At 64.7% G+C, this 15,956-nt stretch carries 6 protein-coding genes and 3 rRNA genes; 4 read left to right on the top strand and 5 right to left on the bottom strand.

Annotation, left to right across the window (positions count from 1 at the left end; all coding sequences use genetic code 11):
* The first annotated feature begins 378 nt into the window (after positions 1-378).
* The 4 genes from E7Y32_RS01440 to E7Y32_RS01425 all read left to right on the top strand — a co-directional run bounded on the left by E7Y32_RS01440 (position 379) and on the right by E7Y32_RS01425 (position 6,910).
* Positions 379-1,904: ribosomal RNA gene (locus E7Y32_RS01440) — 16S ribosomal RNA — on the top strand.
* A gap of 535 nt (positions 1,905-2,439) precedes the next feature.
* A 23S ribosomal RNA gene (locus tag E7Y32_RS01435) occupies positions 2,440-5,573 on the top strand.
* Between the two features lie 221 nt (positions 5,574-5,794).
* Positions 5,795-5,911, top strand: a 5S ribosomal RNA gene (rrf, locus tag E7Y32_RS01430).
* Together the 16S, 23S and 5S rRNA genes form the textbook arrangement of a ribosomal RNA operon.
* A gap of 150 nt (positions 5,912-6,061) precedes the next feature.
* The gene (locus E7Y32_RS01425) at positions 6,062-6,910 is read left to right on the top strand and encodes an SDR family NAD(P)-dependent oxidoreductase (RefSeq protein WP_146335488.1); all 849 of its coding nucleotides are present in this window, start codon (positions 6,062-6,064) and stop codon (positions 6,908-6,910) included.
* A gap of 274 nt (positions 6,911-7,184) precedes the next feature.
* On the opposite strand, the gene E7Y32_RS01420 is transcribed toward E7Y32_RS01425, so the two are convergent.
* From E7Y32_RS01420 to E7Y32_RS01400, 5 genes are all read right to left on the bottom strand, one after another.
* Positions 7,185-9,056 (bottom strand): bifunctional diguanylate cyclase/phosphodiesterase, encoded by a 1,872-nt coding sequence (locus E7Y32_RS01420; protein WP_146335487.1) that lies wholly within the window; start codon positions 9,054-9,056, stop codon positions 7,185-7,187.
* Positions 9,057-9,253: 197 nt separating this feature from the next.
* Positions 9,254-11,413 (bottom strand): bifunctional diguanylate cyclase/phosphodiesterase, encoded by a 2,160-nt coding sequence (locus E7Y32_RS01415; RefSeq protein ID WP_186467019.1) that lies wholly within the window; start codon positions 11,411-11,413, stop codon positions 9,254-9,256.
* Positions 11,414-11,448: 35 nt separating this feature from the next.
* Positions 11,449-13,188 carry a bifunctional diguanylate cyclase/phosphodiesterase gene (locus E7Y32_RS01410; protein ID WP_261382590.1) on the bottom strand — a complete coding sequence of 580 codons (1,740 nt, stop codon included), beginning with the start codon at positions 13,186-13,188 and terminating at the stop codon, positions 11,449-11,451.
* Positions 13,189-13,340: 152 nt separating this feature from the next.
* Entirely contained in the window at positions 13,341-14,717 is a 1,377-nt protein-coding gene (locus tag E7Y32_RS01405) for a UDP-glucose/GDP-mannose dehydrogenase family protein (protein WP_146335485.1), read from the bottom strand.
* A complete protein-coding gene (locus E7Y32_RS01400; RefSeq protein WP_146335484.1) occupies positions 14,714-15,880 on the bottom strand; it encodes a glycosyltransferase family 1 protein in 1,167 nt (388 codons plus the stop codon). The genes E7Y32_RS01405 and E7Y32_RS01400 overlap by 4 nt, the downstream gene beginning before the upstream one ends.
* Positions 15,881-15,956 lie beyond the last annotated feature (76 nt).

Genomic DNA, 15,956 nt, shown 5'->3' with positions numbered 1-15,956 from the left:
GGAGAGAAAGCGACCGACCCCCTGATAAACAGCCAGAAAATGGTTCGCAAATTTGCGTGCCGAATAATGGCGGGGACCTGCTGTGCGGGACTGGAAATCGCGGAAACGCCGATTTGCCAAGGACCTGCTGTGCGGGTAAGTTTGAAAAGTTGCTCCGGAGCGATCCGCGGCCCTGAGGGGTTGTGGTGGTGCCGGGTGTGTCTGTTGTTTGAGAACTCAATAGTGTGCCAAGTTTGTTGATACCAATTTTTTGTATTGAATTGGTTGATTGTGCCGGATTGTCCACCCCGTGGATGGTCTGGTGTTTTTAGCTGGTTTCAAATTTTGTGCAGTGTGTGTTCCCGTTTTCCCGGGGGCGGATGCTGTGTCTGTTTTTCTTCAACGGAGAGTTTGATCCTGGCTCAGGATGAACGCTGGCGGCGTGCTTAACACATGCAAGTCGAACGATGATCCGGTGCTTGCATCGGGGATTAGTGGCGAACGGGTGAGTAACACGTGAGTAACCTGCCCTTAACTCTGGGATAAGCCTGGGAAACTGGGTCTAATACCGGATATGACTCCTCATCGCATGGTGGGGGGTGGAAAGCTTTATTGTGGTTTTGGATGGACTCGCGGCCTATCAGCTTGTTGGTGAGGTAATGGCTCACCAAGGCGACGACGGGTAGCCGGCCTGAGAGGGTGACCGGCCACACTGGGACTGAGACACGGCCCAGACTCCTACGGGAGGCAGCAGTGGGGAATATTGCACAATGGGCGCAAGCCTGATGCAGCGACGCCGCGTGAGGGATGACGGCCTTCGGGTTGTAAACCTCTTTCAGTAGGGAAGAAGCGAAAGTGACGGTACCTGCAGAAGAAGCGCCGGCTAACTACGTGCCAGCAGCCGCGGTAATACGTAGGGCGCAAGCGTTATCCGGAATTATTGGGCGTAAAGAGCTCGTAGGCGGTTTGTCGCGTCTGCCGTGAAAGTCCGGGGCTCAACTCCGGATCTGCGGTGGGTACGGGCAGACTAGAGTGATGTAGGGGAGACTGGAATTCCTGGTGTAGCGGTGAAATGCGCAGATATCAGGAGGAACACCGATGGCGAAGGCAGGTCTCTGGGCATTAACTGACGCTGAGGAGCGAAAGCATGGGGAGCGAACAGGATTAGATACCCTGGTAGTCCATGCCGTAAACGTTGGGCACTAGGTGTGGGGGACATTCCACGTTTTCCGCGCCGTAGCTAACGCATTAAGTGCCCCGCCTGGGGAGTACGGCCGCAAGGCTAAAACTCAAAGGAATTGACGGGGGCCCGCACAAGCGGCGGAGCATGCGGATTAATTCGATGCAACGCGAAGAACCTTACCAAGGCTTGACATGAACCGGTAATACCTGGAAACAGGTGCCCCGCTTGCGGTCGGTTCACAGGTGGTGCATGGTTGTCGTCAGCTCGTGTCGTGAGATGTTGGGTTAAGTCCCGCAACGAGCGCAACCCTCGTTCCATGTTGCCAGCGCGTAATGGCGGGGACTCATGGGAGACTGCCGGGGTCAACTCGGAGGAAGGTGGGGACGACGTCAAATCATCATGCCCCTTATGTCTTGGGCTTCACGCATGCTACAATGGCCGGTACAAAGGGTTGCGATACTGTGAGGTGGAGCTAATCCCAAAAAGCCGGTCTCAGTTCGGATTGGGGTCTGCAACTCGACCCCATGAAGTCGGAGTCGCTAGTAATCGCAGATCAGCAACGCTGCGGTGAATACGTTCCCGGGCCTTGTACACACCGCCCGTCAAGTCACGAAAGTTGGTAACACCCGAAGCCGGTGGCCTAACCCCTTGTGGGAGGGAGCTGTCGAAGGTGGGACTGGCGATTGGGACTAAGTCGTAACAAGGTAGCCGTACCGGAAGGTGCGGCTGGATCACCTCCTTTCTAAGGAGCACCTACAACAACCCCGCCAAGCCACAGTGTTTGTGTGGTGGTGTTGTCAGGAGTACGCCCGTTGCGCAGACGCAAGTTCTGCGGCGGGTGCTCACGGGTGGAATATCAACAAATAGCGGCCGCTGCGTTTCCTCCGGCACCAAGTACGGATCCACCCTTGTGTGGGTCCTGGAACGGTGTGTGAGGGTTCGGGCGGTTTAGTGTTTGGCACACTGTTGGGTCCTGAGACAACAGGACCGGTTGCCACGGCCTTCGGGTGGTGGTGTCCGGGACTTGTGTTTCTGGTTTCCCGGCTGCGACGTTTCATGCACTGTATGGGTCCCTTTGGGGTCCGGGTGTGTGGGGTGTGTGGTACGGGGTTGTTGTTTGAGAACTACATAGTGGACGCGAGCATCTTTTATAAGAAGCAATTTCCAAGAATATGAACCTGGATCTGGCTGCGCGTGATGGTGTCACTCTTTTGGGGTGGTGTTGTTGGGTGTGGTTGGTTTCGTGGTTCTCTCGAAATTACTCCTTGATCTTTTGTGGTCAAGTTTTTAAGAGCACACGGTGGATGCCTTGGCATTAGGAGCCGAAGAAGGACGTAGGAATCTGCGATAAGCCTGGGGGAGTCGATAACCGGACTGTGATCCCAGGGTGTCCGAATGGGGAAACCCCGCCAGACGCGCGAGTGATCTGGTGACCCGCATCTGAACACATAGGGTGCGTGGAGGGAACGCGGGGAAGTGAAACATCTCAGTACCCGCAGGAAGAGAAAACAATAGTGATTCCGTTAGTAGTGGCGAGCGAACGCGGATCAGGCTAAACCGTTCCATGTGTGATAGCCGGCGGGCGTTGCATGGTCGGGGTTGTGGGACTTTCCGTTCTGTCTCTGCCGGGACAGTGGGGTGAGAGCATGTACATAGGTGAACGGTCTTGAAAGGCCGGCCAGAGAGGGTGTGAGCCCCGTAACCGAAATGTAGTGTGCCGCCTGGGAAGTATCCCAAGTAGCACGGGGCCCGAGAAATCCCGTGCGAATCTGTCAGGACCACCTGATAAGCCTAAATACTCCCTAATGACCGATAGCGGACCAGTACCGTGAGGGAAAGGTGAAAAGTACCCCGGGAGGGGAGTGAAACAGTACCTGAAACCGTGTGCTTACAATCCGTCGGAGCCTCCGCAGCTTGCTGTGTTGGGGTGACGGCGTGCCTTTTGAAGAATGAGCCTGCGAGTTAGTGTTACGTCGCGAGGTTAACCCGTGTGGGGAAGCCGTAGCGAAAGCGAGTCTGAACAGGGCGTTGCAGTGGCGTGATCTAGACCCGAAGCGAAGTGATCTACCCATGGCCAGGTTGAAGCGACGGTAAGACGTCGTGGAGGACCGAACCCACTTCAGTTGAAAATGGAGGGGATGAGCTGTGGGTAGGGGTGAAAGGCCAATCAAACTTCGTGATAGCTGGTTCTCCCCGAAATGCATTTAGGTGCAGCGTTGCGTGTTTCTTACCGGAGGTAGAGCTACTGGATGGCTAATGGGCCCTACAAGGTTACTGACGTCAGCCAAACTCCGAATGCCGGTAAGTGAGAGCGCAGCAGTGAGACTGTGGGGGATAAGCTTCATAGTCGAGAGGGAAACAGCCCAGACCACCAACTAAGGCCCCTAAGCGTGTGCTAAGTGGGAAAGGATGTGGAGTTGCGAAGACAACCAGGAGGTTGGCTTAGAAGCAGCCATCCTTAAAAGAGTGCGTAATAGCTCACTGGTCAAGTGATTCCGCGCCGACAATGTAGCGGGGCTCAAGTACACCGCCGAAGTTGTGGCATTCAGATAGTAGCTAAGCCCTTGTGGTTCAGGCGTCTGGATGGGTAGGGGAGCGTCGTGTGGGCAGTGAAGTCGCGGTGGAAACCAGCGGTGGAGCCTACACGAGTGAGAATGCAGGCATGAGTAGCGAAAGACGGGTGAGAAACCCGTCCGCCGAATGATCAAGGGTTCCAGGGTCAAGCTAATCTGCCCTGGGTAAGTCGGGACCTAAGGCGAGGCCGACAGGCGTAGTCGATGGACAACGGGTTGATATTCCCGTACCGGCGAAAAACCGCCCATGCTGAACAGGGGATACTAACCGCCCGAGACCTGCCCGACACCCCTTGTGGGTGAAGGGTTTTGGTGGAGCGCGGGACCGAAACCTGGGAGGCAAGCGTATTAACAGGTGTGACGCAGGAAGGTAGCCGAGCCGGGCGATGGTTGTCCCGGTCTAAGGATGTAGGGCGAACGGTAGGCAAATCCGCCGTTCATGATGCCTGAGACCCGACGGGACCCCCGTATGGGGGGATTCGGTGATCCTATGCTGCCTAGAAAAGCATCGACGCGAGGTTTTAGCCGCCCGTACCCCAAACCGACACAGGTGATCAGGTAGAGAATACTAAGGCGATCGAGAGAATTATGGTTAAGGAACTCGGCAAAATGCCCCCGTAACTTCGGGAGAAGGGGGGCCCCTATCGTGATGGACACTTGCTGTCCGGAGCGTGCAGGGGCCGCAGAGACCAGGGGGAAGCGACTGTTTACTAAAAACACAGGTCCGTGCGAAGTCGCAAGACGATGTATACGGACTGACTCCTGCCCGGTGCTGGAAGGTTAAGAGGACCGGTTAGCCGCAAGGCGAAGCTGAGAATTTAAGCCCCAGTAAACGGCGGTGGTAACTATAACCATCCTAAGGTAGCGAAATTCCTTGTCGGGTAAGTTCCGACCTGCACGAATGGAGTAACGACTTCCCCGCTGTCTCAACCATAAACTCGGCGAAATTGCAGTACGAGTAAAGATGCTCGTTACGCGCAGCAGGACGGAAAGACCCCGAGACCTTTACTATAGTTTGGTATTGGTGTTCGGAGTGGCTTGTGTAGGATAGGTGGGAGACGTTGAAGCCCGGACGCCAGTTCGGGTGGAGTCATCGTTGAAATACCACTCTGGTCACTTTGGACATCTAACTTCGGCCCGTAATCCGGGTCAGGGACAGTGCCTGATGGGTAGTTTAACTGGGGCGGTTGCCTCCTAAAAAGTAACGGAGGCGCCCAAAGGTTCCCTCAGCCTGGTTGGCAATCAGGTGTCGAGTGTAAGTGCACAAGGGAGCTTGACTGTGAGAGAGACATCTCGAGCAGGGACGAAAGTCGGGACTAGTGATCCGGCGGTACATTGTGGAATGGCCGTCGCTCAACGGATAAAAGGTACCTCGGGGATAACAGGCTGATCTTGCCCAAGAGTCCATATCGACGGCATGGTTTGGCACCTCGATGTCGGCTCGTCGCATCCTGGGGCTGGAGTAGGTCCCAAGGGTTGGGCTGTTCGCCCATTAAAGCGGTACGCGAGCTGGGTTTAGAACGTCGTGAGACAGTTCGGTCCCTATCCGCTGCGCGCGCAGGAAATTTGAGAAGGGCTGTCCTTAGTACGAGAGGACCGGGACGGACGAACCTCTGGTGTGTCAGTTGTACTGCCAAGTGCACCGCTGATTAGCTACGTTCGGATGGGATAACCGCTGAAAGCATCTAAGCGGGAAGCTCGCTTCGAGATGAGATTTCCATACACCTTGCGTGTGAGAGGCCCCCAGCCAGACCACTGGGTTGATAGGCCGGATGTGGAAGCGAGGACTAACGACTCGTGAAGCTGACCGGTACTAATAGGCCGATAACTTACACCACACACCCCTCCCGCGAACCAACATCAAAAGGGGTTCGCACCACGGGAAGGGTACAAAGAAACAAGACTGCTTGCGTCCACTATGTGGTTCCCAAACAACAAACCCGTCGCCAGACGAAACGTTGCACAGGAACCAAAACAACTGAATACAACACCACAAGTTGTAACCACAGATTTCCCACCCCGGGCCGGCTTTCACAGCCCCAGGGTGCGGAGCAAGGGTTACGGCGGTCATAGCGTGGGGGAAACGCCCGGTCCCATTCCGAACCCGGAAGCTAAGACCCACAGCGCCGATGGTACTGCACCCGGGAGGGTGTGGGAGAGTAGGTCACCGCCGGACAACCATTACAGCCAGGCCCCGACACACACTGTCGGGGCCTGAGCCATTTAACGGCCAAAACTGAACCAGCCACGGAACACCGGACTGCCGTCCGGCGTTGGTTACCCTTGAGTAGCTTGACCCTTTGAAGCCACGACCACTGGAGACCCCATGACTGCACGGACGATCGTTATTACCGGCGCCAGCGACGGCATTGGTGCGTCAGCGGCGCGGGCGCTGGCCGCCCAAGGGGAGCACGTCGTCGTCGTCGGGCGTTCCGCGGAAAAGACCGAACGGATCGCGGCGGAGCTGGGTGCGGACTATTTCGTCGCCGACTTCGCGGACCTGGCGCAGGTCCGGCGGCTCGCGGCGCAGCTGAGGGAGAAGTATCCCCGGATTGACGTGCTGGCGAACAACGCCGGCGGGATCATGGGCGCCCGCGAGCTCACCGTGGACGGCCACGAGAAGACTTTCCAGATCAACCACCTGGCGCCGTTCCTGCTCACCACCGAGCTGATGGACGTGCTTACCGCCAGTGGGGCCACCGTCATCAATACCTCCAGCGCCGCCAACTCGCTGTACGGCCGGCTGGACATTGACGACCTGGAGGTTGCGAACAAGTACTCAGCCAACCTGGCCTACGGCAACGCGAAGCTCGAGAACATCCTCTTCACGGCGGAGCTGCACCACAGGTACCACGCGGCCGGCATCTCCACGGCGGCGTTCCACCCCGGCGTGGTGGCCACCAACTTCGCCGCAGACACCACCAGCCCCTTCCGCTTTATGTACCGCAGCTTCCTCAACCGGTTCATGCTGTCCCCGGAGCAGGGCGCAGAAACCCTGGTATGGCTCGCTACGGCCGTCCCGGGGCAGGAGTGGGCCTCCGGCGCGTACTACTTCAAGCGGGCCATCGCGAAGGGCAACAAGCAGGCCTACGACGCGGAGCTGGCCAGGGAGCTGTGGGAGCGCAGCGCGGCCATGGTGGCGCAGGACGTCGATAAGCTCGATCCCCGCAGCTAACAGGCAACGGACCGCGACGTTCCAGCCCAGTTACTAGGCATGGCAGCAGGCGAACGCCGCGCCAACTCGCGGCGGCCCAGGCGGTCGGCGTCCTGCTGAGGGAAGTAACCGGGCGAGAGCGTCAGCCCGTGGCCGCGCCGGAGATGCGGGAGCGTCGCGGGCACAGCAGCCGGATGTGCGGGAGCGTCGTGGCCACAGCAGCGGGAGGTGAGGGAGCGTCGGGGCCGCAGGTGCCGGATGTGAGGGAGCGTCGCGCGGGGTGCAACCGGAGCGGCTACCCCGCGGCTTCGACCTTGTCGATCGCGGTGAGGGCGCTTTCCATCGTGCCGGCCAGGTCGCTCGCCGGGGCGGGCTTGGCGAACAGGTAGCCCTGCAGAGAGTCGCAGCCCAGATCCATCAGGTACTTGGCCTGCGCGGCCGTCTCGATGCCCTCGGCGGTGACCTTCAGGCCCAGGTTCTGCGCGGCGTTGATCATGGTGCGGAAGAAGGGCAGGTGTTCCTTGCCGGTCTTGATCATTGCCACAAAGGACCGGTCGATCTTCACCTTGTCCAGCGGCAGCTCCTTAAGTCGGCCCAGCGTCGAGTAGCCAGTGCCGAAGTCGTCCATCGCGATCCGCACGCCGGCCTCGCGCAGCTGCCGGAGCTGGCGGAGTACGTCCGAATCGGCGTCGAAGAACACACTCTCGGTCAGCTCCAGCATCAGCTGGCGCGGGTCCACTCCGGTGGAGGCGACGATGCCCAGGACGTCGGTGGCGAAGTCGCGGTGCTGGAACTGCAGGCCGGAGACGTTCACGGCCACGCTGTACGCCGCGTCGCCGGCGAGCCACGGGCGGATCTCGGCGCAGGCGCGGCGCATCACCTCGTCGCCGATCTCCCGGATCAGCCCGCTCTGCTCAGCCACGGGCAGGAACTGGTTGGGCGGGACCAGCTTGCCGTGCCGCTCCCAGCGCGCGAACGCCTCGAACTGCACCACCGCCCCCAGCCCGGGGGACACCACGGGCTGGTAGTGCACCGAGATCTGGCCCAGCTCCACGGCCTGCCGCAGCCCGGTCTCACCCTGGGCCTTGTGCGCGGGGGTGTTGAGCATCTCCGGCCGGAACTGCAGCCAGGTGTTCTTCCCCGCGGCCTTGGCCGCCGTCATGGCCGAGTCCGCCTGCCGCAGCAGTTCGGCGCCGTCGTGCGTCTGCGGCGTCTTGGAGGCCAGGCCCATGCTCACCCCGGGACGCACCGTGGAACCGCCGATCCGCGCCGGGACGTACAGCGACTCGGAGATGCGCTTGGCGACGGCGCCGGCGTTGAGGCACTCGGTCAGCAGCACCACGAATTCGTCGCCGCCGAGCCGGGCCACGGTGTCGTGCGGCCGGACGCAGTTGCGCAGCCGGCTGGCCACCTCCACCAGCAGCTCGTCCGCGGCGGAGCGGCCCAGCATGTCGTTGTAGCTCTTGAAGTCGTCCACGTTCAGCAGCAGCACGTCCACCGGATCCGGCCGGCGCAGTGCCGCGGCGAGGCGTTCGTTGAACAGGGTGCCGTTGGGGAGCCCGGTCAGCGTGTCCCGCAGCACCGCGGCCTTCAACTGGTCGTCGTGCTCGGCAGGCGTGAGGCGGGGGAGGACGCCGGTGGTGCCGGGCACCAGTTCGGCCTCCAGTGAGGTGAACGTCCGACGGCGCGGGGCGGCGCCCGCCGTGGCGCCGGCGTCGAGCGGGGTTGCGGAGTGATTGGCGGCGGCCGAGGGCCCGGCCGCGGCCGGGCGGGCGGCAGCGGCAGCGGGGCGGACGGAGAGCGCGACGGCGGCGTCGCTCCCGGCGTTGCCTGCCGCGGCCGGCAGCGCGGCGCAGGTGATTTCCAGAGCGAACTCGGAGGCGTCGCCGCGGCGGCCCGCGCCGGCGAAGGGCGCCCTGGCGGCGGCGGTGCCGCGGCCAGCATCGCCGGCGGCCCCGGCGGTCAGGCCGGTGAGGAGCTGGTGGAAGTCCTCGCGGGAGGCTTCGGCCAGGAGCAGGCTGTAGTCGGCGCCGAGCAGTTGCGCCCGGGAGTAGCCGAAGAGCTGTTCGGCGGCGTTGTTCAGGAAGGAGATGGATCCGTCCGGGGCCAGCAGGACGAGGGCGTCGGGGCTGTGCTCCAGCACCGTTTGTGCGAATGCTGCGTCCATGATGTGTGTTGCCCCCAAAGCGATGGATCTGTGAATGGTGGCGCAACGCCGGGAACCGTTGGGGGTTCGCTGCGGCCCGCGCCTGCTGAAATCATATGTGCTCTGCTGCACAGTCTCATGCCGCCCCGAAGCTGATCGCGAAAGCGTCCGAATGTGTCGTCCGGGCGCCCGGACTCAGCCCAAGACTACAGCCCTCGCTACAGCGCGACGGCGGATTCCTGCAGCGCCTCGATTGCCTCCGCGGACTGGGCCACGGCCGCCTCCCGGCGCGCTTCCGGCACGGGCCGGGAGAACAGGTAGCCCTGCAGGGCGTCGCACTCGTGTTCCATCAGGTACCGGGCCTGGGTGGGGGTCTCGATTCCCTCCGCCGTCACCCGCAGGCCCAGGCTGTGCGCCATATGGATCATCGAGGTCAGGATCGGAAGCCGCTCCTCCCCGGTATGAAGCATGGACACAAACGACTTGTCGATCTTCACCGCGTCCACGGGGAGCTCCTGCAGCCGCCCCAGCGAGGAGTAGCCGGTGCCGAAGTCATCCAGCGCCACCCGGATCCCGGCCGCGCGCAGCGTGATCAGCTGCTGGATGACGTGGGAGTCGGGGTCGAAGAACACACTCTCCGTGACCTCGATGACCAGCTGGTGCGGATCCACCCGGCTCCACGCGGTAATGTCGAGCACCCGCTCGGCGAAGTCCTTGTGCTGGAGCTGTACGCCGGAGACGTTCACGGCCAGGGTCCGTCCGGGATCCTCGGCGAGCCAGGACTGCAGCTCGGCGCAGCTCTGCCGGAGCACCTCGGCCCCGATGTCCCGGATCAGGCCGCTGCGCTCGGCGGTCTGGATGAAGGCGTCCGGGGCCATGATTTCCCCGTCGCGTTCCCAGCGGGCCAGGGCCTCGAACTGCACCACTTCGCGCCGGTTGGTGGAGACCACGGGCTGGTAGAAGACGGTGATCTGGCCGAGTTCGACGGCGCGGCGCAGCCCCGCGGTCAGCTGGGTGCGTTCCAGCAGCGAGGCCAGCATCTCCGGCTGGAAGTGCACGTAGCAGTTTTTACCGGCCTCCTTGGCGGCGTACATGGCAACGTCCGCCTGCCGCAGTAGCTCGGAGGAGGACATGCTCTCCGTTCCGCGGGTCGCCACGCCCAGGCTGAGGCCCGGCCGCATCAGGGTCCCCTCAATCGAGACGGGGGCGTTCAGGGTGCTCACGATCCGCTGCGCCACGGCGTCGGAGTCGTTGCAGCCCACCAGCAGGACCACAAATTCGTCGCCGCCGAGGCGGGCCACGGTGCCGTGCGGTCCCACGCAGTTCTGCAGCCGCCGGGAAATCTCCACCAGCATCTGGTCCCCGGCGTGGTGGCCCAGGATGTCGTTGACTTCCTTGAAGTCGTCCAGGTCCAGCAGCAGCACGGCCACGGGGCCGGGAGACTCCAGAGCGGCGCTGGCGCGTTCGTTGTAGAGCATCCGGTTGGCCAGCCCGGTCAGCGGGTCTTGGAAGGCCAGGGCCTTGAGCTGGTCCGCCTGCTGGGCCAGCTCGTCGAGGGCGCGGCGGGCCTGGTCCTGTGCCATGGTGCGCGTAGTGACGTCGCGGAAGTTCCAGATCCGGCCCACCACCTCGTCCGCGACCTTTTGCGGGCGCGAATACAGTTCCACGGTGCGGCCGTCCTGGAACTCCAGCAGGTCCTGGCTGTGCAGCTCGTGATTGGCGTACAGCTCGGCGACCTTGGCCTTGAAGGAGTCCGGGTCCACCAGCTGCTTGGCGATGAATTTAACCAGCGCGTAGGCGTCATCTTCGGCCAGGATCTCCCGCGGCATGCCCCACAGCCGGAGGTATTGTTCGTTGACGCCGGTGATCTGGCCGGTGTTGGACACCACCACAATGCCGTCCGCCGTCGTCTCCAGCGTTGCGTCGAGGAGCGAGACGGCGTGGCGGCGTCCGGCGTCGTCGTCCTGGCGGTGGGTGGTCTCGCGGACGGCGACGGCCATTGAAGTTTCGGTCCGGGTGGTGACCAGCGAGCAGGTCAGTTCCAACGGGATTTCGGTGCCGTTGCGGTGCAGCCCGACGGCGGGGAAGGGTTTGGTGCCGAAGGTGCCGGCGCGGCCGAGGCGGCTCAGGACCCGCAGGAACCCGCCGCGGTCATCCTCCACCAGCAGGCGGGTGTGCACGTGGCCGACCAGCTGCTCCGAGGAGTACCCGAAAAGGCGTTCGGCGGCCGGGTTGAGGAAGGCGATGGTGCCGTCGGTGCTGAGCAGCAGCAACCCGTCAGGGCCCTGCGCCAGCAGGGTCTCCGCCAGTCCTTGTTCCACGTCGATGCCAGCCCCCAGACGGTTGATGATCCGTTCCACCGACAGGGCGGTGGTCATTAAACTTCAAGCATCATAGGGCCATGAGACCCAAATCACAGCACCGGCTGCGTTTGGGCGGCGGTGTCGCCGCGCAGGGCGGTGATGGTGTTCGCTGACGCCGAGAGCGCCTTGGCCAGCGTGGCCGCCGGCCGGGGCCTGGAAAACAGGAATCCCTGCAGGGAATCGCAGCCGCGCCGCATCAGGTACCCGGCCTGCTCCGGGGTCTCAACGCCCTCGGCCGTGACCGTCAGGCCCAGCCCGTGGGCCATGTCGATCATGGAATTGAGGATGGGCAGGCGCTCGTCCCCCGTGCGGATCATGGCCACAAAGGACTGGTCGATCTTCAGCGTGTCCACGGGCAGGTCCTGGAGCCGGCCCAGCGAGGAGTAGCCGGTGCCGAAGTCATCCAGCGCTACCCGGACGCCGGCGCTGCGGAGCTGTACCAGCTGGCGCTGGACGAGGCAGTCGTCGTCGAAGAAGACACTCTCGGTGACCTCCACTACCAGCTGGTGCGGATCGACGCCGCAGGAGGCTGCGGTGGCGAAGAGCAGCTCCGGGAAGTTGCCCTGCTGCAGCTGGACGCCGGAGACGTTGACCGCGAGCGACCGGGTGGGGTCCTCGGCGAGCCAGGACTCGAGCTCGGTGCAGCCGCGGTGCAGGACCTCGGTGCCGATTTCCACGATCAGGCCGCTGCGTTCGGCGGTGGGGATGAACTGCTGCGGCGGGACCAGGGCGCCGTCGCGTTCCCAGCGGGCCAGGGCCTCGACCTTGACCACGGTGCCCAGCCGGGTGGAGACGATCGGCTGGTAGTGCACCGCGATCTCGCCGCTGTCGACGGCGGCCCGCAGTCCGGCTTCGAGGTCGGTGCGCTCGAGCAGGGCGGACATCATTTCCGGGCGGAACCGCAGGTAGCGGTTCTTGCCGGCTGCCTTGGCTGCGTACATGGCGATGTCCGCGCGGCGGAGCAGCTCGGAGGCGTCGTCGGCGTCCTCGCCGATGGACGCCAGGCCCAGGCTCAGGCTGGGCCGCAGCATGGTGCCGTCGAGCCAGACCGGGACCTTGAGGGATTCCACGATCCGTTCCGCGGCGGCGTCGGCGTCGAGCGAGCCGACCAGCAGGACCACGAACTCGTCGCCGCCCAGCCGTGCTACAACGTCGCTGGGCCGGACGCAGGCGCGCAGCCGGCGGCCCACCTCGATCAGCATCTGGTCCCCGGCGTGGTGGCCGTGGACGTCGTTGACCTCCTTGAAGTCGTCCAGGTCCAGCAGCAGGACGTCGACGGCGGTCCCGCACGGGCCGGCCAGCGCGTGCGCCAGCCGGTCGTTGAAGAGCTGGCGGTTGGAGAGGCCGGTCAGCGGGTCCTGGAAGGCAAGGGTTTTGAGCTGGTTGGCCTGCGCCGCGAGATCCGCCATGGCCCGGTTGATCTGGTCCCGGTCCCGCCGTGCCTGGGTGACGTCGCGGAAGCTCCAGACGCGGCCCACCACCCGGTCCTCCACCTTCTGCGGGCGCGAATACCGTTCAAAGGTGCGTCCGTCGCGGAAGTGCAGCACGTCGTTGCTCTCGGCATCCGGATCCGCGTAGAGGGCGGAGACCTTCGCCACGAACGCCTCGGGATCCACCAGCTGGCCCAGCACGGAGCCGATCACGGCCTCGTCGTCGCCGGCGTCCACGAGCTCGCGCGGGATGCCCCACATGGACAGGAACTTGTTGTTCACGGAGGAGATCCGGCCCTCGGCGCTGACTACGAGGATGCCGTCCGCGGTGGACTCCAGCGTGGCTGATAGCAGGGACATGGCCTCGCGGAGCCTGGCGTCCTCTTCGGTGCGCGCTGAAGTGCTCACGCGGCCGCAACCGGATGAATCTGAGACCAACGATGCTGCATGGTGAATCCTCCCCTCAGAAATCATAGGGGGCGCAGCGCGGCCCGGGCGCCACGGCGCGGGATTCAGTCGGCGGCGGCGAGTCTTCCCGGCGCCGCGGCGGCGCGCCCGGCGGCCTCTGGCCTGCCCAGTCCGCGCACGGTCCAGCCCGCCGCCGCCCAGGCGGCGGCGTCGAGGGCGTTCCGGGCATCCAGCACCGTCCGCCGCCGGACCAGGGCCCCGGCGGCGGCCGGCGAGAGCTCCCGGTAGGCGTCCCATTCGGTGAGCAGCAGCACCAGTTCGGCGCCCTCGAGCGCCCGGTCGGTGGAGGCCTCGAAGCGCAGCTGCGGGTAGCGCAGCCAGGCGTTGTTGATCGCGGCCGGGTCCGTGACGGTGACGTGCGCGCCGGCCTCGGCCAGCTGCCGGGCCACGTCCAGGGCGGGGGAGTCGCGGATGTCATCCGTGTCCGGTTTGAAGGCGGCCCCCAGCACGGTCACCCGCCGGCCGCCCAGCTGGCCGCCGCAGAGTTCCCGGGCCGCCTCCACGGTGCGGGAGCGCTGGCCCTGGTTGATGCCGTCCACCGTGGCCATCCAGGCGTCCACCGAATCCACGCCCAGCGCGGCGGCCTGAACCCGGAGCGAACGGATGTCCTTGGGAAGGCAGCCGCCGCCGAAGCCGAGCCCGGCGTGCAGGTAGCGGCCGCCGATCCGCGGGTCCAGGCCCATCGCTTCGCCGAGCTCCGTCACGTCAGCGCCGGAGGCTTCGCAGAGTTCCGCCATGGCGTTGATGAAGCTCAATTTGGTGGCCAGGTACGCGTTCGACGCCGACTTGATCAGTTCCGCCGTCGCGAAGTTGCAGACGAGCCGGGGGATGCCGGCGCAGAGCAGCGGCGCGTACACCGCGTCCAGGGCCGCGGTGACGGACGCGCCGGCGCCGTTGGCAGCGTCCTTTCCGCCGGGCACGCCGTAGACCAGCCGGTCCGGGACCAGGGAATCCTTGACCGCAGTGCCCTGGCGCAGGAACTCGGGGTTCCAGCCGAGGAGCACATCGGGCCTGCCGGCGAGCACCCCGCGGAGCATGTCCACCGTTCCCACCGGGACCGTGGACTTGCCCACGACGGCGGCGCCCGGCGCCAGGAACGGCAACAGTGCCTCGGTGGCGGAGACCAGGTAGCTGAGGTCGGCGCCGTCGGAGGTCTTGGACTGCGGTGTGCCGACGCAGAGGAAGTGCAGCTGCGCGCCGGCGGCGTCGGCGAAGTTGGTGGAGAACGCGAGCCGGCCGTTGGAGCGGCCGTCGCGCAGGAGCTCGTCGAGGCCCGGTTCGTAGAAGGGCGCGGTGCCGCGGTCCAGCTGGGCCACCTTGGCGGCGTCGACGTCGATCCCCACCACGGAGTGCCCCATCGAGGCCAGGGTGGCGGCGTGGACGGCGCCGAGGTAGCCGCAGCCGATCACGGAAATCTTCACAGGGTTGCTCCTCTGGGGGTGGGGCTTGGGGTGGTTGGGTTGGGCCCGGCAGGGCGGGCCAGGACTGCCTCGTAGTGCCGCACCAGTTCCTCGCCCAGCGCGTGCCACGTCCGGCCCTGGACCGACGCGTGAGCGGCGGCGGCGAAGGCGCGGCGTTTGGCGTCGTCGCCGGTCAGGTCCGTCACCCGGGCCCGGAGTGCGGCGAGGTCCCCGGGCGGGTAGAGCCAGCCGGTGCGCGAATTCTCCACGAGGTCCAGCGGCCCGCCGCGGCCCGTGGCCACCACCGGAACCCCGGACGCCATGGCCTCCTGGATGGTCTGGCAAAAGGTCTCGAACTCGCCGGGGTGGACAAAGAGGTCAAAGGACGCGACGGCGCGGGCCAGCTCCTCGCCGCCGAGGAAGCCGGTGAACACGGCCTCCGGCAGGGCGGCCGCCAGGGCCTCGCGCTGCGGGCCGTCGCCGACGATCACCACCCTGGTGCCGGGCACGTCCGCGAGCACCGCCAGGTCCTGAACCTGCTTCTCCACCGCGAGCCGGCCGACGTAGCCGATGATGCGCTCCCCGCCGGGGGCGACGGCGGCCCGCCACGCGTCGTCGCGCTTTTCCGGGCTGAAGCGGGTGGTGTCCACCCCGCGCCGCCACATGTGAACCCGGGGGATGCCGCGGCCTAGGAACTGGTTCAGCGCGAACGTGGAGGGGACCAGGGTCCGGGTGGCCAGCAGGTGGATCTGGTCCACCCGGTTCCAGGCCCAGTTCTCCAGGAACGGGACACCGTAGCGCGCGGCGTAGCCGGGGACCTCGGTCTGGTAGATGGCCACGCTGGGGATGCCGAGCTGGTGTGCGGCCTGGGCTGCCCGCCAGCCGAGCACGAATGGCGAGGCGAGGTGGACGACGTCGGGGGCGTAGTCGGCAAGGATTCGCTTGACCCGGGCCACACCGCCCAACGCCACCCGTACGTTCGTGTAGCCGGCCAGCGGCACCGAGGGGAGCCGGTGGACGTGCGCGCCGTAAACCTCGCCCGGGACAGCGGTGTCCTGCGTGGACGGCGCGATCACCAGCACCTCGTCGCCGCGGTCCTGCAGATGCTCCAGGACCCTCAGGATGGAGTGCGTGACCCCGTTCATCTGGGGCAGGAATGATTCGGCGACTAGTGCGATCCTCACGCCTCCACCGTGGCCGCGGCGGCTGACGGCGCGGGGTCACGGGTGTGGCCTGTGGGGGAAGAGTGGGTTAACAGGC

This window comes from Arthrobacter sp. UKPF54-2, assembly GCF_007858535.1.
In the GTDB taxonomy this organism is placed as follows: Bacteria; Actinomycetota; Actinomycetes; order Actinomycetales; family Micrococcaceae; genus Arthrobacter.
Note: the sequence above shows the minus strand (reverse complement) of the source record. Positions and strands in the feature narration are given on the sequence as shown.